Source organism: Nocardia citri (genome assembly GCF_054065835.1).
The window spans coordinates 21,769-43,598 of sequence record NZ_JBSUQM010000020.1 but is presented as its reverse complement, the minus strand read 5'-3'; the positions used below and the strand labels follow the sequence as shown (position 1 = coordinate 43,598).

General features: G+C 65.1%; 22 protein-coding genes. 16 read left to right on the top strand and 6 right to left on the bottom strand.

From position 1 onward, the window contains the following. Positions 1-67: 67 nt before the first annotated feature. Positions 68-1,045 (bottom strand): helix-turn-helix transcriptional regulator, encoded by a 978-nt coding sequence (locus ACW2Q0_RS23305; protein ID WP_457193021.1) that lies wholly within the window; start codon positions 1,043-1,045, stop codon positions 68-70. Between the two features lie 62 nt (positions 1,046-1,107). On the opposite strand from ACW2Q0_RS23305, the gene ACW2Q0_RS23300 reads away from it, so the two are divergent. Next, positions 1,108-1,599, top strand: coding sequence for a pyridoxamine 5'-phosphate oxidase family protein (locus tag ACW2Q0_RS23300; protein WP_457193067.1), 492 nt, complete (start codon positions 1,108-1,110; stop codon positions 1,597-1,599). Positions 1,600-1,668: 69 nt separating this feature from the next. Here ACW2Q0_RS23300 and ACW2Q0_RS23295 read toward each other — a convergent pair whose 3' ends face one another. Genes ACW2Q0_RS23295 through ACW2Q0_RS23285 form a run of 3 tightly spaced genes read right to left on the bottom strand, consistent with a single transcriptional unit; the run spans position 1,669 to position 3,829 of the window. Further along, entirely contained in the window at positions 1,669-2,907 is a 1,239-nt protein-coding gene (locus tag ACW2Q0_RS23295; RefSeq protein WP_457193020.1) for an RNA polymerase sigma factor, read from the bottom strand. Between the two features lies 1 nt (position 2,908). Further along, the gene (locus tag ACW2Q0_RS23290) at positions 2,909-3,250 is read right to left on the bottom strand and encodes a YciI family protein (RefSeq protein ID WP_457193019.1); all 342 of its coding nucleotides are present in this window, start codon (positions 3,248-3,250) and stop codon (positions 2,909-2,911) included. A 9-nt stretch (positions 3,251-3,259) separates the two neighbouring features. Beyond that, entirely contained in the window at positions 3,260-3,829 is a 570-nt protein-coding gene (locus tag ACW2Q0_RS23285; RefSeq protein ID WP_457193018.1) for a dihydrofolate reductase family protein, read from the bottom strand. 203 nt (positions 3,830-4,032) lie between these two features. Here ACW2Q0_RS23285 and ACW2Q0_RS23280 point away from each other — a divergent pair, with 203 nt between their 5' ends. From ACW2Q0_RS23280 to ACW2Q0_RS23250, 7 genes are all read left to right on the top strand, one after another. Next, complete coding sequence (locus tag ACW2Q0_RS23280) at positions 4,033-4,212, top strand: hypothetical protein (protein WP_457193017.1); 180 nt, start codon at positions 4,033-4,035, stop codon at positions 4,210-4,212. Positions 4,213-4,281: 69 nt separating this feature from the next. After that, a complete protein-coding gene (gene argC / locus ACW2Q0_RS23275; protein WP_457193016.1) occupies positions 4,282-5,340 on the top strand; it encodes an N-acetyl-gamma-glutamyl-phosphate reductase in 1,059 nt (352 codons plus the stop codon). Beyond that, positions 5,337-6,554, top strand: coding sequence for a bifunctional glutamate N-acetyltransferase/amino-acid acetyltransferase ArgJ (gene argJ, locus ACW2Q0_RS23270; protein WP_457193015.1), 1,218 nt, complete (start codon positions 5,337-5,339; stop codon positions 6,552-6,554). The genes argC and argJ overlap by 4 nt, the downstream gene beginning before the upstream one ends. Continuing rightward, positions 6,551-7,486, top strand: coding sequence for an acetylglutamate kinase (gene argB, locus ACW2Q0_RS23265; RefSeq protein WP_457193014.1), 936 nt, complete (start codon positions 6,551-6,553; stop codon positions 7,484-7,486). The genes argJ and argB overlap by 4 nt, the downstream gene beginning before the upstream one ends. Further along, positions 7,483-8,697 carry an acetylornithine transaminase gene (locus ACW2Q0_RS23260; protein WP_457193013.1) on the top strand — a complete coding sequence of 405 codons (1,215 nt, stop codon included), beginning with the start codon at positions 7,483-7,485 and terminating at the stop codon, positions 8,695-8,697. Before argB ends, ACW2Q0_RS23260 begins: the two co-directional genes overlap by 4 nt. Further along, positions 8,694-9,632 carry an ornithine carbamoyltransferase gene (argF, locus tag ACW2Q0_RS23255; RefSeq protein WP_457193012.1) on the top strand — a complete coding sequence of 313 codons (939 nt, stop codon included), beginning with the start codon at positions 8,694-8,696 and terminating at the stop codon, positions 9,630-9,632. The genes ACW2Q0_RS23260 and argF overlap by 4 nt, the downstream gene beginning before the upstream one ends. Before the next feature lie 28 nt (positions 9,633-9,660). Further along, positions 9,661-10,173 carry an arginine repressor gene (locus ACW2Q0_RS23250; protein WP_457193011.1) on the top strand — a complete coding sequence of 171 codons (513 nt, stop codon included), beginning with the start codon at positions 9,661-9,663 and terminating at the stop codon, positions 10,171-10,173. Between the two features lie 79 nt (positions 10,174-10,252). Here the strand turns inward: ACW2Q0_RS23250 and ACW2Q0_RS23245 are convergent, their stop codons facing one another. Both ACW2Q0_RS23245 and ACW2Q0_RS23240 read right to left on the bottom strand, forming a co-directional pair. Then, positions 10,253-10,402 (bottom strand): hypothetical protein, encoded by a 150-nt coding sequence (locus ACW2Q0_RS23245; protein ID WP_457193010.1) that lies wholly within the window; start codon positions 10,400-10,402, stop codon positions 10,253-10,255. 152 nt (positions 10,403-10,554) lie between these two features. Next, complete coding sequence (locus ACW2Q0_RS23240) at positions 10,555-11,658, bottom strand: type I restriction-modification enzyme R subunit C-terminal domain-containing protein (RefSeq protein WP_457193009.1); 1,104 nt, start codon at positions 11,656-11,658, stop codon at positions 10,555-10,557. Between the two features lie 621 nt (positions 11,659-12,279). Here ACW2Q0_RS23240 and ACW2Q0_RS23235 point away from each other — a divergent pair. From ACW2Q0_RS23235 to ACW2Q0_RS23200, 8 genes are all read left to right on the top strand, one after another. Beyond that, positions 12,280-13,332, top strand: coding sequence for an ISL3 family transposase (locus ACW2Q0_RS23235; RefSeq protein ID WP_457193008.1), 1,053 nt, complete (start codon positions 12,280-12,282; stop codon positions 13,330-13,332). 682 nt (positions 13,333-14,014) lie between these two features. Beyond that, positions 14,015-15,811, top strand: coding sequence for a hypothetical protein (locus tag ACW2Q0_RS23230; RefSeq protein WP_457193007.1), 1,797 nt, complete (start codon positions 14,015-14,017; stop codon positions 15,809-15,811). Positions 15,812-16,430: 619 nt separating this feature from the next. Then, positions 16,431-17,708: a cytochrome P450 gene (locus ACW2Q0_RS23225; protein WP_457193006.1), complete on the top strand. Its 1,278-nt coding sequence runs from the start codon at positions 16,431-16,433 to the stop codon at positions 17,706-17,708. Between the two features lie 83 nt (positions 17,709-17,791). Further along, the gene (locus ACW2Q0_RS23220) at positions 17,792-18,703 is read left to right on the top strand and encodes an XRE family transcriptional regulator (RefSeq protein WP_457193005.1); all 912 of its coding nucleotides are present in this window, start codon (positions 17,792-17,794) and stop codon (positions 18,701-18,703) included. Further along, the gene (locus ACW2Q0_RS23215) at positions 18,700-19,596 is read left to right on the top strand and encodes a phosphotransferase family protein (protein ID WP_457193004.1); all 897 of its coding nucleotides are present in this window, start codon (positions 18,700-18,702) and stop codon (positions 19,594-19,596) included. Before ACW2Q0_RS23220 ends, ACW2Q0_RS23215 begins: the two co-directional genes overlap by 4 nt. A gap of 284 nt (positions 19,597-19,880) precedes the next feature. Further along, complete coding sequence (locus ACW2Q0_RS23210; RefSeq protein ID WP_457193003.1) at positions 19,881-20,153, top strand: type II toxin-antitoxin system Phd/YefM family antitoxin; 273 nt, start codon at positions 19,881-19,883, stop codon at positions 20,151-20,153. Further along, on the top strand, positions 20,150-20,419 hold the full coding sequence (locus ACW2Q0_RS23205; RefSeq protein ID WP_457193002.1) for a Txe/YoeB family addiction module toxin: 270 nt from the start codon (positions 20,150-20,152) through the stop codon (positions 20,417-20,419). Before ACW2Q0_RS23210 ends, ACW2Q0_RS23205 begins: the two co-directional genes overlap by 4 nt. Before the next feature lie 208 nt (positions 20,420-20,627). Then, positions 20,628-21,830: an argininosuccinate synthase gene (locus ACW2Q0_RS23200; protein WP_457193001.1), complete on the top strand. Its 1,203-nt coding sequence runs from the start codon at positions 20,628-20,630 to the stop codon at positions 21,828-21,830.

Sequence of the window (21,830 nt, the reverse complement as noted above, 5' to 3'; positions counted from 1 at the left end):
CAGTTCGTGCAGGTGGCGGCGAAGTTGATGGCTCGGCGACGACCGGTATGAGGCGCAGGGCGGCTGGTCACGGGGTGCGCGTGCGGTAGCGCTCGGCCATCGCTAAGGCCGTCGTGGCGAGGCGGGCGCGGAATTCGGGCGGGTCCAGGACCTCGCAGAATTCGCCGAGCGGCAGGATCGCGCCCGCCAACACCTCGTAGGACTCCGAGGGAATGGTTACTTCGACCCAGCCCTCGGCGTCCGGTTCCGTTGCCGATGCCATTGCCTCGGCGACCGCGGCGGGCTCGTTCGTCAACCGGAGCAGCCGCAGCTGGGCGGCCGCGATCCGGCAGCGCGCCCGCACACGCAGCATCGATCGGGCGAAATCGTCGGCGGCTGCCGTCCAATGCTCGGCGAGATTGAAATCATCCGGCCGCGTGAAGGTTTCGCCGTTCTGCGCAGCCGAGGCGATCCGGCTGACGCGATAGGAGCGGATGGCCGATCCGTCACGTGCGACGAGATACCAAGTCCCGGCCTTCGATACGAGGCCGAGCGGATCCAGGCGGCGTTCGACGGCACGATCCTTGCGCTGATAACGGATATCGAGTCGCCGGTCGTGCCATAGTGCATCGGCAACCGTTGCCAGCGTTGGTGTTTCATCGGGGCGATGGAACCAGCCCGGTGCGTCCACATGGACGCGCTCCGCGATTCGTGTTGCCCGGCCCCGCAATTCGGGTGGCAATGCGGCGAGCACCTTGAGTTGTGCGGTCGCCAACACGGTGCCGAGTCCGAGATCGGCAGCGGCCGCGGGTTGTCCCGCGAGCAGTACCGCATCGGCCTCCTCGGTGGTGAGGCCGGTCAACCGGGTGCGGTACCCGTCGACCAACCGCACACCGCCGGACCGGCCCGGTTCGCTGTAGATCGGCACGCCCGCCGCTGACAGGGCCTCGATATCGCGATACACCGTGCGCACCGACACCTCGAGCTCGCGCGCCAACTCCGGTCCGGTGATCCGGCCGCGAGTCTGTAGCAGCAATAACAGCTGCACCAGTCGGCTCGCCCGCATGATTCGAGATTAACCGTAAAACCCGACAGAAGATGTCAGGTTTGGGTCGTACCGTCGTGCTCATGACCACCTGGAGCCAGTTCACCGAAGAAGCGCCACGCATCGCCTCCGTGTTCACGCGGCGACACCAGGCCACCGGCAATCTCTGCATGCTCGGGACTCTGCGCTCCGACGGGTTCCCGCGCATCAGCCCGGTCGAACCACGAATTTTCGAGGACATGCTGGTGATCGTCGGCATGCCGAACACGACCAAATTCAAGGATCTCGCCCGCGACCCGCGGTTCTGCCTGCACACCGCGACCGTCGACACTCAGGTCGGCGACGGTGACGCCAAACTCTTCGGCACCGTCGTCGACCTCCCGGACAAGCAAGTACACGCCCGTTTCGCTCAGCAACTGTTCGACGACATCGGACTCGACATCCGCGACGAGGAATTCGACCACTTCTACATCGCCGACCTGACCGGTGCCTCCACCGTCGAGGTCATCGACGACCACCTGGACATCACCATGTGGAAGCCGGGACAGGGCGAGCGGGTGGTGCGCAAGCACTGAACATCCGGCGTCGTCGGCGGTGGTCATGCCGAGCAGTTTCGGCGGTGATCACCGTTGCACCGATGGACTTCAGCGATGCTCGGCACGCTGGTTCGCCGCGGCGAGCTCATCTCTGCGTCGCAGTAGGAAGGTCTGTTCAGCGGTGTTTTCGGTGTGGGCGATGGCGGCGTCGTAGGCGCGGATCGCCGGTGCGGTGTGGCCGAGGCGGCGGAGGAGGTGGGCGCGGATGGCGTAGTACAGGTGGTTATGCGGTAGGTCGATGTCGTCGAGTAGGGCGAGTGCGGCGTCCGGGCCCGCGACCTCGCCGACCGCCACGGCGCGATTCAGCGCCACCACCGGGCTCGGGGCTATGGCGGCCAATTGGTCGTAGAGTCGCAGGATTTGTTGCCAGTCGGTGGATTCCGGATCGGGGGCGTCGGTGTGCACGGCGTTGATTGCGGCTTGGATCTGGTAGGGGCCGGGTTGGTTGCGGCGCAGGCACTCTCGGACGAGGGCGTGTCCCTCGGTGATGAGGGTGCGGTCCCAACGGTGACGGTCTTGCTCGGGTAGCGGCACGAGCGATCCGTCCGATGCGGTGCGGGCGGCTCGACGCGATTCGGTGAGCAACATCAGTGCGAGCAGCCCGGCCACCTCCGGCTCGTCCGGCATCAGCTCGAAGAGTAAGCGCCCCAGTCGGATTGCCTCGGCGCACAGGTCGGTTCGAAACAACTGATCACCGGAGGTGGCGGTATGCCCCTCGGTGAAGATGAGATAGACGACGGCCAGGACGGCGCGCAGGCGGGCGGGCAGGTCGGCGTCGCGCGGGACTCGGTAGGGGATGCGCGCGTCGCGGATCTTGCCTTTGGCGCGGACGAGCCGTTGCGCGATGGTCGATTCGGAACTCAGGAAGGCGTGCGCGATTTCGGGGGTGGTGAGACCACCGAGGAGCCGCAAGGTAAGTGCCACTCGAGAATTCAGCGATAGTGCCGGGTGGCAGCAGGTGAAGATCAGTCGGAGGCGGTCGTCCTGGACGGCGCTCAGATCGTCGGGTTCGTCATCGGCGTGCAGCAGTGCGGCCTCGGCATGCCGGTCGTCGCGCGATGCCTCGCGCCGCAGGCGATCGATGGCTCGGTTGCGTGCGGTCGTGATGATCCAACCGGACGGGCTCGGCGGGAGTCCGTGGGTCGGCCAGCGTTGTACGGCGGCGGTGAAGGCGTCCTGCACCGCGTCCTCGGCGACGGTGATATCGCCGAAGACGCGGATCAGGCTGGCGACCGCGCGGCCGTAATGTTCGGTGAAGACGGCCGCGATCGCGGCGTCGGTGACCATCTCAGTAATCGGCCACCGGCCGGACCTCGATCGGCAAGGTGAGTACAGCGGCCATCCTCTTGCCCCAGTCGAGCGCTTCGTCCAGATCGGCCGCCGCAATGACGGTGAACCCGCCGATGTGCTCCTTACTCTCGACATACGGGCCGTCGGTGACCAGCACATCATTGCCCTGCGCGCGCAGCACGGTCGCGGTACTCGGCGCATGCAGTCCCGCGGCGAAAACCCAGGCGCCCGCGGCCCGGATCTCATCGTTCAGCGCGGACAGATCGCGCATGATCTCGTCGAGATTGTCCGGCGGCGCAGTGCCATCGGGCTGATAGATGCTGAGCAGATACTGCTGCACGGCTCCTCCTCATCCCCGCTGGTAAGTGGCGATCACCACGCCGGTGGGGGTGGTGACGCTGTCGGTGAGTCGCAGTTCACCGAGGTCCGCGTCCTCGAACAGCCGCCGCCCGCCGCCGACCACGATCGGATGGATCAGCAATAGATACTCGTCGACGAGATCGTTGCGCATCAGCGTTTGCAGCAGATTGCTGCTGCCGAGTACCACCAGATCCTGCCCCAATTCGCGCACCGCGGCGACAATATCGCCGCCGAGCAGCGTGGAGTTCTCCCACGGCAACGGTTCGGTCAGGGTCCGGGACGCGACGAACTTCTCGGTTTTGTTGAGCACCTCGGTGTATGGATTGTCGGTTTGCTGCGGCCAGACGCCGTAGAAGTCCTCGTAGGTCCGCCGTCCGAGCAACAGCGCACCGTGCTGGGTCGCCATATGCTCGCCCATGACCCTGGCCTGCTCGGGATCGTCGTGGCGATGCGCCCAGCCGCCGCTGCGGAAACCGTCCCGGGTGTCCTCATCGGCGCGGCCGGGGGACTGCATGACACCGTCCAGGGTCAGGTGCTCAACCGCGATGATCTTGCTCATATCTCGCCTCCTGTCGTTGGCCGGTCCGTTACCAGCTGCACCTCCTACACGAACGGTCCCCTGTCGAATCGACATGGCCGACAGAATTTCTTCGAAAGAATTACTCTGCGCGCACTCGGCATCGATCCCGCGACGGTCGCCTGACCGAAGATTCCGCGGACCCGCCCACGGCCTGGGAGCGCGCCCCACGCTTAATGTGGCCAATGGCCCCGGTCGCGATGACCATCGGTGCACAGCGGCTGGCCCCGACTCCGGTCGTCACCACCGTGCTGATCTTCCAGATCATCACCCGCTCGCCCGGAGCGCTGTCGAATCCGATCACTACGATTGAGGCGGCTTCTTACCGGGTATCACGGCTGGGCGGTGGCAGAACGACCTGGTGAGCGCGGACCGGTGGGGCGATGCGACACCCCGTTCATGAATGGGCTTGCATAATCGTGCATAATCATCACATGGATGATTCGTCGGGTGACCCGGTGTTGCGGGTCGCGGTCGCCGGTGCCAGTGGATACGCCGGCGGTGAAGTGCTGCGTCTATTGCTCGGTCATCCGGCCTACCGCGACGGACGCCTCGTCATCGGCGCGCTCACCGCGGGCTCGAATGCGGGCAGCACGCTCGGGGAGCTCCAGCCGCATCTGCTGCCGCTCGCCGATCGCGTGCTCGCCCCGACCACCGTCGACGAGCTGGCCGGTCACGACATCGTCTTCCTCGGTCTGCCGCACGGGCAGTCCGCCGCCATCGCCGAGCAGCTGCCGGAGTCGACGGTGATCATCGATTGCGGCGCCGACTTCCGGCTGACCGATGCGGCGGCCTGGGAGAAGTACTACGGCACCACCCACGCGGGCAGCTGGCCGTACGGCCTGCCGGAATTGCCGGGCGGGCGCGAACGGCTGCGCGGCGCGCATCGGATCGCCGTTCCCGGTTGCTATCCCACGGTCGCCAGCCTCGCACTGGCACCGGCGATCGCGGCCGGAATCATCGAACCGAAGGTGAATGTGGTTGCGGTGAGCGGTACTTCGGGCGCGGGTCGCAAACTGGACGCCGGCCTGCTCGGCTCCGAGGTGATGGGTTCAGCGCGGGCCTACGGCATCGCGGGCGCGCACCGGCACACCCCGGAGATCGCGCAGAACCTGCAGGCCGCCGGTGGCACCGCGGTCGCCGTATCGTTCACCCCGGTGCTGGCGCCGATGCCGCGCGGCATCCTCGCGACCTGCACCGCCCCGGTCCGGGTGGACGCCGCGCAAGCGCGCGCCGTCTATGAAAAGGCTTACGCCGACGAACCATTCGTGTATCTACTGCCGGAAGGCACACTGCCGCAGACGGGTTCGGTGCTCGGCTCCAATGCCGTCACCCTCCAGGTCGCGGTGGATGCCGATGCCGGACTGCTCGTGGTGATCGGCGCGATCGACAACCTGACCAAGGGCACCGCGGGCGCCGCGGTCCAATCCATGAATCTGGCCGTCGGATTCGACGAGACCGCAGGACTTTCCACCGTAGGAGTGGCACCGTGACGACGATCGAAACACCGGCCGGAAAGCTGGTCCGGAGTCAGGGCGTGACCGCACCGCTCGGCTTCCGGGCGGCGGGCATCGCCGCGGGCATCAAGGCCAGCGGAAAGCCCGATCTGGCACTGGTATTCAACGAGGGCCCGGAATACGCGGCCGCGGGCGTATTCACCCGCAACCAGGTGAAGGCCGCACCCGTGCTGTGGTCGCAGCAGGTGCTCACCGGTGGCCGGTTGCGCGCGGTGATCCTGAATTCCGGCGGCGCCAATGCCTGCACCGGTCCGGGCGGATTCCAGGACACCCACCAGACCGCCGAGGAATTGGCCAAGGCGCTCAGCAATTGGGGCACCGAAACCGGCGCGGGCGAAATCGCGGTCTGCTCGACGGGTTTGATCGGCGACCGGCTGCCGATGGACAAGGTGGTTCCGGCCGTCAGCGAGATCGTGCACGAAATGGGCGGCGGACTATCCGGCGGACTCGATGCCGCGCACGCGATCATGACCACCGACACCGTGCCCAAGGAGGCGGCCTTCCACCACCGCGACAAGTGGAATGTCGGCGGCATGGCCAAGGGTGCCGGCATGCTCGCACCGTCACTGGCGACCATGCTGGTGGTGCTCACCACCGACGCCGCCGTCAGCGCCGAACAACTGGATCGCGCACTGCGCAACGCGACTCGGCTCACCTTCGACCGCCTCGACGTCGACGGCTCCTGCTCCACCAATGACACCGTGCTGCTGCTCGCCAACGGGGCGAGCGCGGTCGCACCGGCCCAGGAGGAACTGGACGCGGCGGTGCTCGCGGTCTGCGACGATCTGGCCGCCCAGCTGATGGCCGACGCCGAGGGCGTGACCAAGCGGGTGCACATCACCGTCGCCGGTGCGGTCTCTGAGGACGAGGCGCTGATCGCGGCCCGCGCCGTGGCCCGCGACAGTCTGGTCAAGACCGCGCTTTTCGGCTCCGACCCGAACTGGGGCCGGGTGCTCGCCGCCGTCGGCATCGCCCCGATCACCCTGGATCCCAACCGGATTTCGGTGTCGTTCAACGGAAATCCGGTCTGCGTCGACAGCGTCGGTGCGCCGGGCGCGCGCGAGGTCGATCTGTCCGGCGCCGATATCGAGGTACGGATCGAACTGCATGTCGGTGACGGCACCGCCACCGTGCGGACCACCGACCTTTCGCACGGCTACGTCGAAGAGAATTCGGCCTACAGCTCATGACCAGCGATGCGGTGCGGGAACTTTCGGCCCTGGACAAGGCGCACGTCCTCGCCGACGCCCTGCCGTGGCTGCAGAAGTTCCGCGACAAGATCGTGGTCGTCAAATACGGCGGCAACGCGATGATCGACGCGGAGCTCAAAGCGGCCTTCGCCGCCGATATGGCATTCCTGCGCACCGTCGGCGTGCACCCGGTGGTGGTGCACGGCGGCGGACCGCAGATCAGTGCGATGCTCGAAAAGCTCGGGCTGCACGGCGAATTCCGCGGCGGCTTCCGCGTGACCACACCCGAGGTGATGGATGTGGTGCGGATGGTGCTGTTCGGTCAGGTCGGCCGGGAACTGGTCGGGTTGATCAACGCGCACGGTCCGTACGCGGTCGGCATCTCCGGTGAGGACGCGCGACTGTTCACCGCGACCCGGCGCACCGTCGATGTCGACGGCGAGGCGACTGATATCGGTCTGGTCGGCGATGTCACCGAGGTGAATGCCGACGCGGTGCTCGACCTCATCGGCGCGGGGCGCATTCCGGTGGTCTCCACCATCGCCCCGGACGCCGACGGCGTGGTGCACAACATCAATGCCGACACCGCCGCGGCCGCACTCGCCGAGGGCATCGGCGCGGAAAAACTGGTGATCCTGACCGACGTCGAGGGCCTGTACACCAACTGGCCGGACCGTTCGTCGCTCACCTCGCACATCGATGCGGCCGACCTGGCCGAGTTGCTCCCGCGACTGGATGCGGGCATGGTGCCCAAGATGGAAGCCTGCCTGCGCGCCGTGCAAGGCGGGGTGCCGACCGCACATGTCATCGACGGTCGGGTCCCGCATTCGGTGCTGTTGGAACTGTTCACCGGAGAAGGAATCGGAACGATGGTGACGCCCGCCCCGCTCCCGACGAGCGCGGCGGACACACTGAACGGAACGAGAATATGAGCGATACAGCAGAGTTGCGGCAGCGGTGGTCCGCCGCGTTGATGAAGAACTACGCCACACCCAAGGTCGCGCTGGTGCGCGGTGCGGGTGCGGTGGTCTACGACGCGGATGGCAGACGCTACGTCGACTTCCTCGGCGGTATCGCGGTCAACAGCCTCGGTCACGCCCATCCGGCGATTCTGGCAGCCGTTACCCAGCAGCTCGGCACGCTGGGCCACACCTCGAACCTCTACGCCAACGAACCGGTCATCGAACTGGCCGAGCGGTTGCTCGCGCATTTCGGCGACGGTGAATTCGGGGACGGCCACGGCCGCGCGTTCTTCTGCAACTCCGGCACCGAGGCCAATGAGGCGGCGTTCAAGATCGCGCGGCTGACCGGGCGGTCCAAGATCATCGCGACCGATGAGGCCTTCCACGGCCGCACCATGGGCGCGCTCGCACTCACCGGACAGCCGTCCAAGCGGGCGCCGTTCGAGCCGATGCCGCCCGGTGTCGTCCATGTGCCCTACGGTGATCTGGCGGCGCTCGAGGCGGTTGTCGACGCGGACACCGCGGCGGTATTCCTCGAACCGATCATGGGGGAGAGCGGTGTTGTCGTGCCGCCCACCGACTATCTGGTCAAGGCGCGGGAAATCACCGCGCGTCACGGCGCACTGCTGATCCTCGACGAGGTGCAGACCGGAATCGGCCGGTGCGGAAAGTTCTACGCGCACCAGGCATTCGGCATCGTGCCGGATGTGATCACCCTCGCCAAGGGGCTGGGTGGCGGGCTGCCGATCGGTGCGGTGCTGGCCACCGGACCGGCGGCCGATCTGCTGACCCCGGGCCTGCACGGCACCACGTTCGGCGGCAATGCGGTATGCGCCGCAGCGGCTTTGGCGGTATTGCGGACGATCGATGAGACCGATTTGCTCGCCCATGTCGAATCCGTCGGCAAGCGGCTCTGCGACGGCATCGAACTGCTGGAGCACCCGCTGATCGATCACGTTCGCGGTGCGGGTCTGCTGCTCGGTATCGTGCTGACCGAGGATATCTCGGCCGAGGTCGAGAACCGGGCGCGGGAGGCGGGCTATCTGGTGAATGCGCCCAAGCCCAACATCATTCGGCTCGCGCCGCCCCTGGTGCTCACCGAGACCCAGTCCGATAATTTCGTGGGCGATCTGCCCGCGATCCTCGACGGTGCGATCGCGGACGCGAAGGGGGTCAAATGAGTCTGCGGCATTTTTTGCGCGACGATGATGTCACACCGGCCGAGCAGGCCGAAATCCTCTCGCTCGCAGCAGAATTGAAGAAGGATCCGTTCGCGCACCGGCCGCTGGCCGGGCCGCGCGGGGTCGGGGTGATCTTCGAGAAGAACTCCACCCGCACGCGGTTCTCCTTCGAAATGGGTATCGCGCAGCTCGGTGGGCATGCGGTGGTGGTCGATGGTCGCGACACTCAGCTCGGGCGCGAGGAGACCCTCGGTGATACCGGCAGGGTGCTCTCGCGCTACGTCGATGCGATCGTGTGGCGGACCTTCGAACAGGTGCGGCTGGACGAAATGGCGGTCACCGCGACGGTTCCGGTCGTCAATGCGTTGTCCAACGAGTTCCACCCGTGTCAGGTGCTCGCCGATCTGCAGACCCTCGTCGAGCGCAAGGGCAGTCTGGTCGGGCGCAACCTCACCTACTTCGGTGACGGTGCGAACAATATGGCGCACTCGCTGCTGCTCGGTGGTGTAACCGCGGGATTGAATGTAACCATCGCCGCGCCAACCGGTTTCGAGCCGCTGCCGTGGATTCTGGAGGCCGCTCGCAAGCGCGCCGCCGAGACCGGCGCGACCATCACGATGAGCAGCGATCCGGTCGCCGCGGCGGCGGGTGCCGATGCGCTGGTGACCGACACCTGGACCTCGATGGGGCAGGAGAACGACGGCCTCGACCGGGTCGGCCCGTTCCGTCCGTTCCAGCTCAACGCCGATCTGCTCGCCAAGGCGCAGCCGGATGCCGTTGTGCTGCACTGCCTTCCGGCGCATCGCGGCGAGGAGATCACCGACGACGTGCTCGACGGTCCGCACAGTGTGGTGTGGGACGAGGCGGAGAACCGGCTGCACGCGCAGAAGGCGCTGCTGGTGTGGTTGTTGGCCAAGCGAGGTGAAGCGCGGTGAGTGCGAGACCTCGCGGCGAGGTTCGGCCATGACAGTCCAACCCGACGCGGGCAAGTCCGCCCCGGCTATCGCCCGTACCCGCGCCGGTCGCCAGTCCCGCATCATCGAACTGCTGACGGTGCACGCGGTCCGCAGTCAAACCGAACTCGCCGCCTTGCTCGCCGCCGAGGGCATCGAAACCACCCAGGCCACGCTGTCTCGCGACCTCGATGAACTCGGCGCCGTGAAATTGCGCGCCGCCGACGGCGGTGCGGGCGTCTACGTGGTACCCGAAGACGGCAGTCCGGTCCGCGGTGTCACCGGCGGCACCGACCGCCTCTCCAAACTCCTCGGCGACCTGCTCGTCTCCACCGATGCCAGTGGCAATATCGCCGTCCTGCGCACCCCACCCGGCGCCGCCCACTACCTGGCCAGCGCCCTGGACCGCGCTGCCCTGCCCTTCATCGTCGGCACCATCGCCGGTGACGACACCATCGCCGTCATCGCGCGCGAACCCCTGACCGGGGCCGAACTAGCCACCAGAATCGAGGAATTGGCCTGAGCCGCTGATCCCCGTCGTCCTGTGCCTACCTCGCATAGGCATGGGGCACAACCCATGCGAGGTAGGCATCGGCTACATGTCAGCCGAAGGGGTACTGGCCGCCGCCGTGCGGGGTGCTGCCAGCGGTGCCGATGCTGATGATGTCCTGGATGAAATCGACTATGGCGCGGCCTACATCGAGGACGTCGTTGCCGAGAGTGCTGAATTCGCCCGCCAAGAGGTGCAGCATGGGGTCCGTCCTTTGCCCGCTCCGATAGTTACCGGATCAAGCGTGACATAGCGGGAAGGGGGTGCCAAGGTGCTAGCGGAAGGTGGAACACCGAGCGGCACTGACGTTCACTCTGACGGTCGTCGTCAGTGTCGGGCGGTCGAGGCGTCTACTTATCCGTGTGCCGCGGTCTGCTCCGCTTGCTGCTCGGGTAGCGCGGTCGTACGGATGTTCTTGACGACCGCGACGATCCGGTCCACATCCTCGTCGGAGAAGATGTCCTCCGGGCCGGTCGGTGCTACCGCCTTGAAGGGCTGCTCGTAGAGCGCACCCACCTCGATCACTCCGTTCTTCCTGACGTAGTCGGTGAGCAGGTTCAGGAAGTGGAGTTGGCTGGCGGTGAGGGTGCGGCCGGTGTGGAATTCGTCGAAGGCGGCGGCGGCCGCGGTGGCGTCGAGGCCGGTGAGCGAACGCAGGAACAGGCCGAGTCCGCCGTGCGTGGCGGCGGCGTGCTCGATGTCCTCGGCGGTGCCGAATCCGTTGTCGAGGAAGACGTTTTCCAGTTCGCCGAGGTCTGCGGAGGTGATCTGCTTGTTGCGCAACAGTTTCTGCACCGCGAGTACGTCCTCGTGGCTGCGCAGGTAGGTGCGGACCTTCGATTCGAAGCGCGCCATGCCCTTACCGCCGCCGGGGAGCACAGCTATCGCGATGTCGTTCACTTCGCCGAGTTCGTCCCGGAAATCGGTGTAGAGCGGATTCTGGGCGTCTTTGGCGGGAATCGCCTTGACCAATCCCCGCAGCCGTCGACGCAGCGTTTCCAACATAGGGACGGTGACATCCTCCCACCACGCGTCGCCGGCCACCTCTTCGAGGAACGCGTGCCGCTGCCGGATGGCGGTGATGCTGTTCAGTCCGGGATCCAGCAGAGCGTTCGCGATCTCCTGGACTTTCTCCCGCAGTCCGTCGTAGCTCGTGTCGCCGGTGAGGTGCGCCAATTGCAGCCGCAGCGCGAGCAATTCGGGCACCGGCCGGGGGATCAGCGAAGTGTCGAACCGCTGCCCGTCGAACGGCTTGCCCTCCTCGGTGCGCGCATACGTGCGCCCCAGCCAATACAGCACATGGAACAACTCGCCTACCGCGCCCACCGCATCCTGCGCGGGCACCTCGCCCGTCCGATGGACGGCGATATTCCCGCGCCGCCGCACCACATCCATCTTCGTCACGATCACCGACCCCGCCACCTGCACCAGCGTCGGTTCCTTGATCTTGGCGCCCACGGATCGTGTCGGTTTCCACGACTTATGAGTGTTTGGACGGCAACGCCCCGGGGACCGTGGTGTGTGAACCGGTCCCGGGGGTGCGTGCGTTACGGATGCCGAGTAGGTGGCCGTACAGCCCACCAGCCGATCTCGCGATGGGCCAACTTCACTGCTCAGTGCTCCCGCGATGTGTCCGGCTTCATGCGTCCGGCGCTGATCAGCGTTTGCCGTGCCGCCTTCTTGCGAGGGCACTCGGTTGCGCGGCAGCCTCGGTGCTGCTGCATGGTCGCGTGCGCCTCTTCGACGCTGAAGGGCCACTCGGGGGCTGCGTGAGGCCAGCCCGCAGACCTCTGTCGGCTGGCTCTCCACTCGGCTTGGACGCGGTCGATAATGTCCTGGACGCTGTCCCCCGGCCTGATGGTTCGCCATCGTCTTGCCACCAATTGGAGTTCATTGCCGCCTCAATCCTCTTGTCATCTTTGGGTTGGGAGTCACCGGAGCCGGAGGAGCACCCACTCCGGCTCCGGTGTCGACGGCACCTGAATACTGGATCTGGCACAGACTTGGTGATTGACCCGTTCGGGATGCGAAGGGGCGGTTGATAGTTCATCATGTCGCGGGTGTTCTGATCTTGAACTGATGAGGGTCCTGTTCCCGCATCTGGACGGTCTGCGGATCGAGGCGATCCGCGCGGCGGGGTCAACAGTGCGGATCGAGGCCGCCACCGGTGAGGATCCGGTCGCGTGTTCGGGCTGCGGGATGCTGTCCGGGCGGATCCACAGCCGTTACCAGCGGCGGCTGTCCGATACCTCGATCACCGGCCTCGAGGTCCTGATCGGTTTACAGGTCCGCAGACTGTTCTGCGACAACTCCGAGTGCGGCAAAACAACTTTCACCGAACAAGTGCCGCAGCTCGCGACCAAGTATGCCCGCCACACAGTGACCCTGCAGCGTGTGTTGTGCGCGGTCGCGCTGGCTTTGGGCGGCCGCGCTGGAGCGCGGCTGACTCGACAGTTGGCCGCCACAGTGAGCCGGATGACGTTGCTGCGCCAGATCCGAGCGTTGCCCGATCCGCAGCACCCGATCCCGCGGGTATTGGGCGTGGACGACTTCGCCCTGCGCCGCGGGCACCATTACGGAAAGATCTTGATCGATATGCAGACTCGCCGTCCGATCGAGGTTCTCGACGACCGAACCGCCGACACCCTCACGGCCTGGTTGCGGGCGCATCCGGGCGTGGAGATCGTCTGCCGGGACCGCGCCGGTGCCTACGCTGAGGGCACCGCCGCGGGAGCACCGGACGCGGTGCAGGTCGCCGATCGCTGGCACATTTGGCACAACCTCGGCGAGGCGGTCGAACGCACTGTGGCACGCCACCGCGCCAGCCTGCCCGCCGCGATCACCGCCCCCGAGCCGCAGGACGGGCCCGATATCGCCGCGGTTGCCGCCGACATCCTTCCCGGGCCACCCACGCCCGGCGAACGGCAGGATCGCACCGCGGTGCGCACTCGCCAGCGCTGGGCCGAGGTCCATTCGCTGCTGGCCCAGGGCACGAGCATCCTTGCGATCAGTCGCGAGCTGGGCCTGTCCCGTGGCACCACACGCCGCTTCGCCCGCGCCGAGTCGGCCTGGCAAATGTTCGGCCGCGCGAAAACCGACCTACTCAGGAAGCGAATCCTGTTGAGCGACTGAGCAATCAAATCTACCGAATCACGAAATCTGTGCCAGATCCACGATTCGCGTGCCGTTGACAAACGTATCATTCTGTCGGACGAGCGATCGTACTCTGGATCAGCCGGGAAAGGTGGGTGATGACGAGACGACACCGACCACTTCTGCCCGCCGCTAGCGGGCCACGTCCGTGGCTGCGGCGTTCCTGCCTGGCCGACTTTGTTCCTCTACACCAGGTTCTGCGCGGGCAGGGTTCATACCCATTGGCGTCCAACGCTTTCGGATGACAGCCATTCGCTGGCGCGACTCAGATGCGGGTAATTTGGCGACCCTTCGTCAGCTACTTGCAAACGCCGAAATGCGCTCTCCCAGTTGAGAACTCAAAGATGATCGCTACACTTTGAGACATGCAAATCTTGATTGGCCCGCAGCCCCTTGCCGAGAGTGGCGCACGCCAACGCTCGCGGAGCCGCCGCGCGAAACCTGGTGGCCAAGTAGCGGAACGAAACCTCGCGTGAAGGTATGTCGTGCATTGAGCTTTTGACAGGTCATCGTCCGACTCCCTTGTCCCGGTCCCAGCAATGTCCGCGTGAACACGCGGTAACCGCTGGCTCCGGTGCGTCGAAGTTCGGCATCGATGGCCCGCAGTATGCCCAACGGTGGACGAGTAACCGTTGGGATCGGAATTGAGTAGGAGGCGGTTATGGTTACGCACGGGGATCAGGAACCCACATCGGTGGCTGGATCGCTGGCCGAGCTTCTTCGGCACGGCGATCAAGGATTCCACCAGCAGTTGCAGAAGATTCTGAGCAACCCAAACTTCGCCGTCACGGAAAAGCAGAGCCAGGAGCAGCGGCGGGCGAACGCGTATGACCATTTGGGACACCTGGTTAACGAGATCGGAACCCGCGATGTCGCGACCGATCTGCCCAAACTGTTCGCGGTATTCGACTGGTCTGCGGTGCTGGCGACGGACCTGATCCCGCTGATCTCCGGCCATTACAACCTGGCCTCGGGCAGCCTGGCCACCCTGACCGACTCCGAGTCCGCCCAGCTGTACCTGAAGGACCTGGATAACGCCGCCAGCATCGGTGTCATGCTGTTGACCGAGTTCGGGTGCGGCTCCAACGTCCAATTCATGCAGACCCGTGCCACCTGGGACGGTGAGGGGTACGTGCTCAACTCCCCGGACTCGCAGGCATGGAAGTTCATGCCCAGTGTCGGAATCCCGGTTTCCCGGGTCTGCGTCATCGGTGCACGGTTGATCGACGCGGCGGGCATCGATCAGGGCGTGCACCTGTTCACAGCGCGACTACGCCTCGAGAATGGTGACCCGGCTCCAGGCGTGACGATCACCCAACTCGACCATCAGCCGCTGGTCATCATGGACAACTCGTTCATCCGCTTCGACAATCTCCGGGTCGAGCGTAGCGACTGGCTGATCAACAACCTGGCCACTATCGATGGCAACGGGGTGTTGACGTGGCGTGACGAGGACAGTCGGCGGCGGGGTTTCGCCTCGGCGATCAGCCAACTGACTGTTGGACGTTTGGCGCTCTCGTCGTGCCTGAACGCCACAGCCCGCGCCTCGCTCTACATCGCCCTGCGTTACGCCGCCAAGCGGGGAGTGCCGTTGACGCCTGTCGACCGGACGCTCATGTTCGATATCCCGCATGTGCGGGATACCCTGCTCACCGACCTGGCCGGAACTGTCGCCCGAACCGTTTACGGCAACGCGGTCAAGACCTTCCTTGCGGGCGCTGATCTCACCGCCCGCGACACCGTCGTGTCGGTGATGTTGGCCAAGTATTTCATCCAGAAGCACGCGTTGGAGACGGTCACCGACAGTCGGATCAAAATGGCTGCGCAGGGTATGTTCAGCGCCAACCGGGTCGCCGACTACCTCGGAGTCAATCATGCCGCCATCACGGGCGAAGGCGACATCTACGTCCTCGGTAGCGTCGGCGGTCGCGTTCTGGCCAAGCAGCTCGTCGGCTCACTGCCCCCCGCACCCGTTCTCCACGATCCCGCCGACCCCGGAGACCGGTCGCGCTTGTTGCGCGCCCGCACACTGACGATCGCCCAAGAGGTTCAACCGCTGCTTGGCGATCCATCGCTTCAGTCTCGGCTGGAGGTCATTCCGGACGCGCTCGAGCTCGCCGAGGCCTCCTGCGCCGAGCAGGCTCTGCGGTTGCTCGACGAACATGCCGAGCATCATCCTGAGATCGCTGCCGTGCGTGACGTGTTCGGTCTCTACCAGATCGACAAGGAGTCCGCGTGGTATCTCACCCACGGTCTCCTCGACGTCGCTGCCGTGAAGGCTGTGAAGCAGCAGCTGCGCAAGGGGCTGCTCTTCCAGGCCATCGACAATCTCGCCGAGGCTCTGCCGGCATTGTTGGACGCGTTCGGTTTCGACGACGAGGTCCTCGGTGCACCAGCGCTGGCTGAGGATGTGCCCGGCGCGTGGGCGGCACGCTGCAACGACCCACGCCGCAACTAGTCCTGCCAAGACAACCCCGTTAGGGGCGCCCCAGTGGGCGCCCCTAACGGGGCTTTGCAAGGGAACGGCGAGCAGTGCTGTCGTGGTTGCGCTGAAGCGCAGTAGTCCACGGTAAGCCGAGATAGACAGCGATAGCACGCGGCGAGTAAGCCGGGCGGCTCCGCTGATAATGCTCAACAACACGAGGGTCGTACTCGAAACATGGTGCTGCAGTGTGGGGTTGGGCCGATCAACCGCCGCGATCGCACGACCATGGCTCGGTCGTCTAACCGGGCGTCGGCTGATCGGCCAGCGTTCGCGCCACCGCGTTCTCGACCCCTGGACACCACAGAGGTTTCGATCATCTTGTTGTGCTTGGGACCCGACAAGCGCTTTACGCCGAAGCCCCTCGTCAGCTCGAAGTAGCCACACTGCACCAAGTTTGACGACATTCCCGCTCAGACGTCACTGCCGCCGCAGCGCCAGCCAGCACACGTTACACACGACCTGACGATGTGCGGCCGACACCTACCCCGGCTGAGGGAATTCTGTTGGCAGGGAACAACATAGCTACCCGAAGGCCGTCGCTCGGCCCTCACCTTAGGTACTATGCTGCCGCAACCGATCTCAAGGAGACTACGTGTATCCGCAGCACACGCATCAGGGTGCTACCGCAGCTGACCCAATGTCGTCGATCGGGTTCAAAGGCCCTCGAATCAAGATATACAGTCCAGAATTCGCGGCCGATCCCCACGGGTTCTACCGCCAGATGCGTGAAGACTACGGATCGCTGGTTCCGGTTGAGCTGTGGGCAGGTGTTCCTGCCACCCTGGTTATCAAGTATCGGACCGCCGTCCGCATTCTCAGCGACTCCGACCATTTTCCAGCCGATCCGAGTGCCTGGCACAGGGACGCACCTGCTGATATCCCGATCATGCCGATGATCGGCCCTCGCCCCAACGCAATCCGTACCAGCGGTGCAGCGCACACGCGCTACCGCGGTGCTTTGAACCACGCCTTGGCCGGGATCGACCTCAACTCGCTGCAACCCATGGTGGAGCAAACCGCCATCCCGATCATCAACGCGTTCTGTAGGGCCGCGAAGCAGACCGCGAGGCCTGGGGAGGGCGCGAAGGCCGACGTGTTGAACCAGTACATACTCCCGCTGGTTTTCCAAGTCTTCTGCCAGGTACTCGGCTGTCCACCGGACATCGGTGCGGAGGTCGCGAGGGCCAGTGCTGCGATGTTCGACGGTGTGGATACCGAAACAGTGAACGCAATAATGGGCGACGCGTTGCTTGAGCTTACCGCTCTGAAGCGTGCCCACCCGGCTGATGATGTCACCACGAGACTCGTCCAGCATTTCGCCGCATTGTCGGACGAGGAGATGGTGCATCAACTAGTTCTGCTGTTTGCGGCGGGTGTCGAGCCGCCTGTGAACCTCATCGCCAACACGCTGCTGTTGATGCTGACCGATCCTCGCTTCACCAATGCTGAGAGCCATTTGCCAACCAAGACCGCACTTTACGAGCGGCTGGAAACCGACCCACCAATGGCGAACTACTGCATTACCTATCCACGCCAGCCAATTCTGGTCGATGACGTGTGGCTGGCAGCGAATCAGCCGGTCATCATCAGCATGGCCGCCTGTAACACAGATCCAGAAATGAACACAGGCGAATTCCTCGACAACGGATGGCATCTGGCATTCAGCACCGGCCCCCACGCCTGTCCTGCTCATGCCCGGCCGTACGGGCTTCTGCTCGCTCAGGAAGCCATCGATCAACTCCTCGACACCCTGCCCGAAATGCGCCTAGCGGTTCCCGAAGAGAAGCTCGTCTGGCGCCCTGGCCCATTCCACCGAGCATTGACAGAATTGCCGGTTGTGCTCCCGGCTAGTGCACTGTTGATCGTGTAGCTCTTGGAGACCTGGCAGCCGGTGCGGTCCACCGACTGCACCTCGAACTGCTGGGCAAGATCGAACCGACCCCGATTCCGTCGATGGTTGGCCCGACCGAGATCGAGCAAGTGCGGACGGCTGCTCGCGAGTTCAGCTCATGGGATCACACCTACGGTGGCGGGCTGGTTCGGGAAGCCGTATCCGCCCAACTGCGCTACGCCGTGAATCTGCTGGGTGCCAAGACGGCGGAGAAACACCGGACGGAGCTTCATAGCGCTGTCGGCTTCCTTGGGCACACCGCTGGATTCATGGCCTTCGACGCTTACGCTCACACCGATGCTCGCAGCATGTTCCAGCTCGGCCTCACCTGTGCCGAAGAGGTTGGTGACTCGCACCTGCGCGGCAAGGTGCTGTCGTCGATGGCACGGCAAGCTATCTGGTGCGGTCATCCTGACGATGGCCTGACGTTCATCGAACTGGCCATGGTGCGTGCCGATCGGCTGACCGCCACCGAACGAGCAATGCTGCATTCAGCACGGGCTCGGGCGCTGGCCAAAATGCATCGAACCGAGGAAGCCGTGCGAGCGGTTGGTCAGGCCGATGACGAATTCGCCCATGCCTCACCGGCGAATGACCCTCCGTGGATGTCTTATTACGACGCCGCCCAACACTCGGGCGATACCGGCCATGCCCTGTTCGATGTTGCACTCGACGGCCGATTCGACGGCGAAGCCAAGCGACGACTGCAGGTGGCGGTCGCTGGACATACGTCCACCTTCGTTCGCTCACGGGCGATTTCGGGCATCAAGCTGGCATCGCTCACGATGGCGACTGGCGATCCGTTAGAAGCAGCCTCGTTGGGCCGGGCGGCTTTGGTCGATGCCGGACATCTGCGTTCCCGTCGCGCCGCCGACGACCTGCGCGAGCTTCGCATGTTCGCGAAGCCGCATATTCGTGCCACCGAGGTCCAGGAGTTGCATGCCCAGATCGACCGCATGCTGATTCACGCATGAGCGAGGCGGTCGACACCGACTGGCTGGCGATCGTGCGATCGGCGGGTTCCGTGGTAGGACTCGATGTCGATCAGGCCGAGCTAATTCAGGTGAGCGAAAACGCCATCTACCGGCTGTCGGGATGCGTTGTTGCTCGGGCTAGCCGACCAGGCCAACTGGCCGCAGCGCGGCGTGAAGTGAACGTCGCTCGCTGGCTTGAAGCGTCCGGTGTCCCAGCCGTACAGGTTGTTCCGGATGTCGACCAGCCGGTAGACGTTGGCGACCGAGCGGTCACCTTCTGGCGCGAGCTCCCGCCGCACCACCACGGCACGCCGACGCAGGTGGCCGCGGTCCTGAAGCAGCTGCATCGCCTGCCGCCGCCGACAGATTTCGATCTCGGCGAAGTGGCGCCGTTCGTGCGACTGGAAGAGCGAATCGGGGCTGCTCATGGCTGGGGCGACGAGGATCGGCAGTGGCTGCACACTCGTCTCGCCGAATTACAGCAGCGGTGGAAAGAACTGCCGAAAGGCTTGCCGTGGTGCGTCATCCACGGCGACGCCTGGGTCGGAAACATAGCCGCCATGGACGATGGCTGGGCCGTACTGCTCGATCTGGAACGCAGCTCGATCGGGCCGCCTGAGTGGGATCTGGTGCACACGGCGATCAAGTGGAGATCGTTCGGCTGGATTACCGCAGAGCAGTACGGCGAGTTCTGCGAGGTGTACGGACACGACGTAACGGAGTGGGCAGGCTTCGAACTGCTCCGCGACATACGGGAGTTCCGGATGACAACGATGGCGGTGCAGGCAGCATCGACCAGGCCGACGCTCCGGGAGCAGGCAGAGCACCGGCTGGCATGTATCCGAGGTGCGCGCGGGGCACGCCCATGGTCGGGGTGGAAAGCATTGGGGTGAGTTCACGGCTGAATGTCGTTGCCACGCATCAAGGTGTGTTGGGATCGGGCGAATGCTGAGCGAGCAGCTGGCCAATGGCACGAATCTTGTTCTCGTAAGACAGGTCTCTGAGATCGACTGGAGTCACAGCATCGATCGCTGAGGGCGGCCGTCGCAGCGCGGAACCGGATCGGCGAAATCGACGAAGCGGCCTCGCGTTATCGGCCGAAGTCGAATTCTGTACGGTATCGCGTACATTTTGGGGTATGCTGGTCTGCAGTAGATGCTGAGTGGAGGTCACAATCATGCGCGCAATGCACGCCACCGAGGCGCGGGCCAACTTCGCGGCAGTTCTCGATGCGGCCACCGAGGACAACGACGAAGTCGTCATCACGCGTAGCGGTGACAAGGAGCCCGCGGTCGTCATCAGTCTGCGTGAATACGAGGCACTGAAAGAAACGGCCTACCTGCTGGGCAGTCGGGCAAACGCTCGCCGTCTGATGGAGTCGATCGACAACGTCGAGCGGGGCCTGGTCGAACCGCGCGCGCTGACCGATGACGGAAGTGTTGAGGCATGAGCCGCAAGGTTCTGTTCGACGCCAACGGATGGGACGACTATCTGCACTGGCAGTCCGAGGATCGAGCCACGCTGAAGAAGCTGAACCGGTTGATCGAGGACATCCGCCGTAACGGCAACGCCGACGGTATCGGCAAGCCGGAGCCGCTGCGGCAGAACCTGTCCGGTTGGTGGTCTCGGCGGGTCACGAAGGAGCATCGCCTCGTGTACCGCGCCGATGACGATGTCGTTGTCGTCATTGCCTGTCGCTACCACTACGACGAGTGAATCGCCACGTAGGCACGGCTCTTAGGTTCGCTGGTTCGCGGACGCGACCCCAGTTGTGAATGGGCTTGCACCATCATGCATAATCATTTGCAGAATGACGCGGGCCCGCTCAGGCTGGTCCAGAGGCGTCGGGGCCGGCCCGCGCCCACCGCCCGGACACCCGCCATACTGCTGATACACCTATCGAACATCGAGGAGCACACAGAACATGTCCGAGCGCGTCGTACTCGCCTACTCCGGTGGGCTGGACACCTCCGTTGCGATCAGCTGGATCGGCAAGGAGACCGGCGCCGAGGTCGTGGCGGTCGCCATCGATCTGGGCCAGGGCGGCGAGGACATGAATGTGGTGCGCCAGCGTGCCCTGGACTGCGGTGCCGTCGAGGCGATCGTGGTCGATGCCCGCGACGAGTTCGCCAATGAGTACTGCCTGCCGACCATCCAGGCCAACGCCATGTATATGGGCCAGTACCCGCTGGTTTCGGCGATCAGCCGCCCGCTCATCGTCAAGCACCTGGTCGAGGCCGCCAAGTTCCACGGCGCGAGCACCGTCGCGCACGGCTGCACCGGTAAGGGCAACGACCAGGTCCGCTTCGAGGTCGGCATCGGCGCGCTCGCCCCCGACCTGAATGTGATCGCACCGGTGCGCGACTACGCCTGGACCCGGGAGAAGGCCATCGCCTTCGCCGAGGAGAACCAGCTCCCGATCAATGTCACCAAGAAGTCGCCGTTCTCGATCGACCAGAACGTATGGGGCCGGGCGGTGGAAACCGGCTTCCTCGAGGACCTGTGGAACGCGCCGACCAAGGACGTCTACGACTACACCTCGGATCCGACGGTCAACTTCGAGGCGCCCGACGAACTGATCGTCACCTTCGACAAGGGTGTGCCGTTCGCCATCGACGGCCGTCAGGTCAGCGTGCTCGAGGCCATCGTCGAGCTGAACCGTCGGGCGGGCCGCCAGGGTGTCGGCCGCCTGGATATGGTCGAGGACCGGCTCGTCGGCATCAAGAGCCGTGAGATCTACGAGGCACCCGGTGCCATCGCGCTGATCACCGCGCACCAGGCCCTGGAAAACGTCACCATCGAGCGCGAACTGGGCCGCTACAAGCGGCAGGTCGAGCAGCGCTGGGGCGAGCTGGCCTACGACGGCCTGTGGTTCTCCCCGCTCAAGCGCGCGCTGGACGCATTCGTCGCCGAAACCCAGGAACATGTCACCGGTGAGATCCGGATGGTGCTGCACGGCGGTTCCGTGGTGGTCAACGGCCGCCGCTCCGAGCAGTCGCTCTACGACTTCAACCTGGCCACCTACGACGAGGGCGACACCTTCGACCAGTCCCTCGCCAAGGGCTTCGTACAGATCCACGGCCTGTCCTCCAAGGTCGCGGCGCGTCGCGACCTGAACCAGAAGTAG

Excerpts from the sequence above, each read along its gene's own strand:
- ACW2Q0_RS23295 (WP_457193020.1), bottom strand. The coding sequence starts at position 2,907 with ATGGTCACCGACGCCGCGATCGCGGCCGTCTTCACCGAACATTACGGC.
- ACW2Q0_RS23210 (WP_457193003.1), top strand. The coding sequence starts at position 19,881 with ATGCGCGCAATGCACGCCACCGAGGCGCGGGCCAACTTCGCGGCAGTT.
- ACW2Q0_RS23285 (WP_457193018.1), bottom strand. The coding sequence starts at position 3,829 with ATGAGCAAGATCATCGCGGTTGAGCACCTGACCCTGGACGGTGTCATG.
- ACW2Q0_RS23300 (WP_457193067.1), top strand. The coding sequence starts at position 1,108 with ATGACCACCTGGAGCCAGTTCACCGAAGAAGCGCCACGCATCGCCTCC.
- ACW2Q0_RS23245 (WP_457193010.1), bottom strand. The coding sequence starts at position 10,402 with ATGCTGCACCTCTTGGCGGGCGAATTCAGCACTCTCGGCAACGACGTC.
- ACW2Q0_RS23305 (WP_457193021.1), bottom strand. The coding sequence starts at position 1,045 with ATGCGGGCGAGCCGACTGGTGCAGCTGTTATTGCTGCTACAGACTCGC.
- ACW2Q0_RS23215 (WP_457193004.1), top strand. The coding sequence starts at position 18,700 with ATGAGCGAGGCGGTCGACACCGACTGGCTGGCGATCGTGCGATCGGCG.
- argB (WP_457193014.1), top strand. The coding sequence starts at position 6,551 with ATGACCAGCGATGCGGTGCGGGAACTTTCGGCCCTGGACAAGGCGCAC.
- ACW2Q0_RS23200 (WP_457193001.1), top strand. The coding sequence starts at position 20,628 with ATGTCCGAGCGCGTCGTACTCGCCTACTCCGGTGGGCTGGACACCTCC.
- ACW2Q0_RS23235 (WP_457193008.1), top strand. The coding sequence starts at position 12,280 with ATGAGGGTCCTGTTCCCGCATCTGGACGGTCTGCGGATCGAGGCGATC.
- ACW2Q0_RS23230 (WP_457193007.1), top strand. The coding sequence starts at position 14,015 with ATGGTTACGCACGGGGATCAGGAACCCACATCGGTGGCTGGATCGCTG.
- ACW2Q0_RS23220 (WP_457193005.1), top strand. The coding sequence starts at position 17,792 with ATGGTTGGCCCGACCGAGATCGAGCAAGTGCGGACGGCTGCTCGCGAG.
- ACW2Q0_RS23280 (WP_457193017.1), top strand. The coding sequence starts at position 4,033 with ATGGCCCCGGTCGCGATGACCATCGGTGCACAGCGGCTGGCCCCGACT.
- ACW2Q0_RS23260 (WP_457193013.1), top strand. The coding sequence starts at position 7,483 with ATGAGCGATACAGCAGAGTTGCGGCAGCGGTGGTCCGCCGCGTTGATG.
- argC (WP_457193016.1), top strand. The coding sequence starts at position 4,282 with ATGGATGATTCGTCGGGTGACCCGGTGTTGCGGGTCGCGGTCGCCGGT.
- argF (WP_457193012.1), top strand. The coding sequence starts at position 8,694 with ATGAGTCTGCGGCATTTTTTGCGCGACGATGATGTCACACCGGCCGAG.
- ACW2Q0_RS23250 (WP_457193011.1), top strand. The coding sequence starts at position 9,661 with ATGACAGTCCAACCCGACGCGGGCAAGTCCGCCCCGGCTATCGCCCGT.
- ACW2Q0_RS23205 (WP_457193002.1), top strand. The coding sequence starts at position 20,150 with ATGAGCCGCAAGGTTCTGTTCGACGCCAACGGATGGGACGACTATCTG.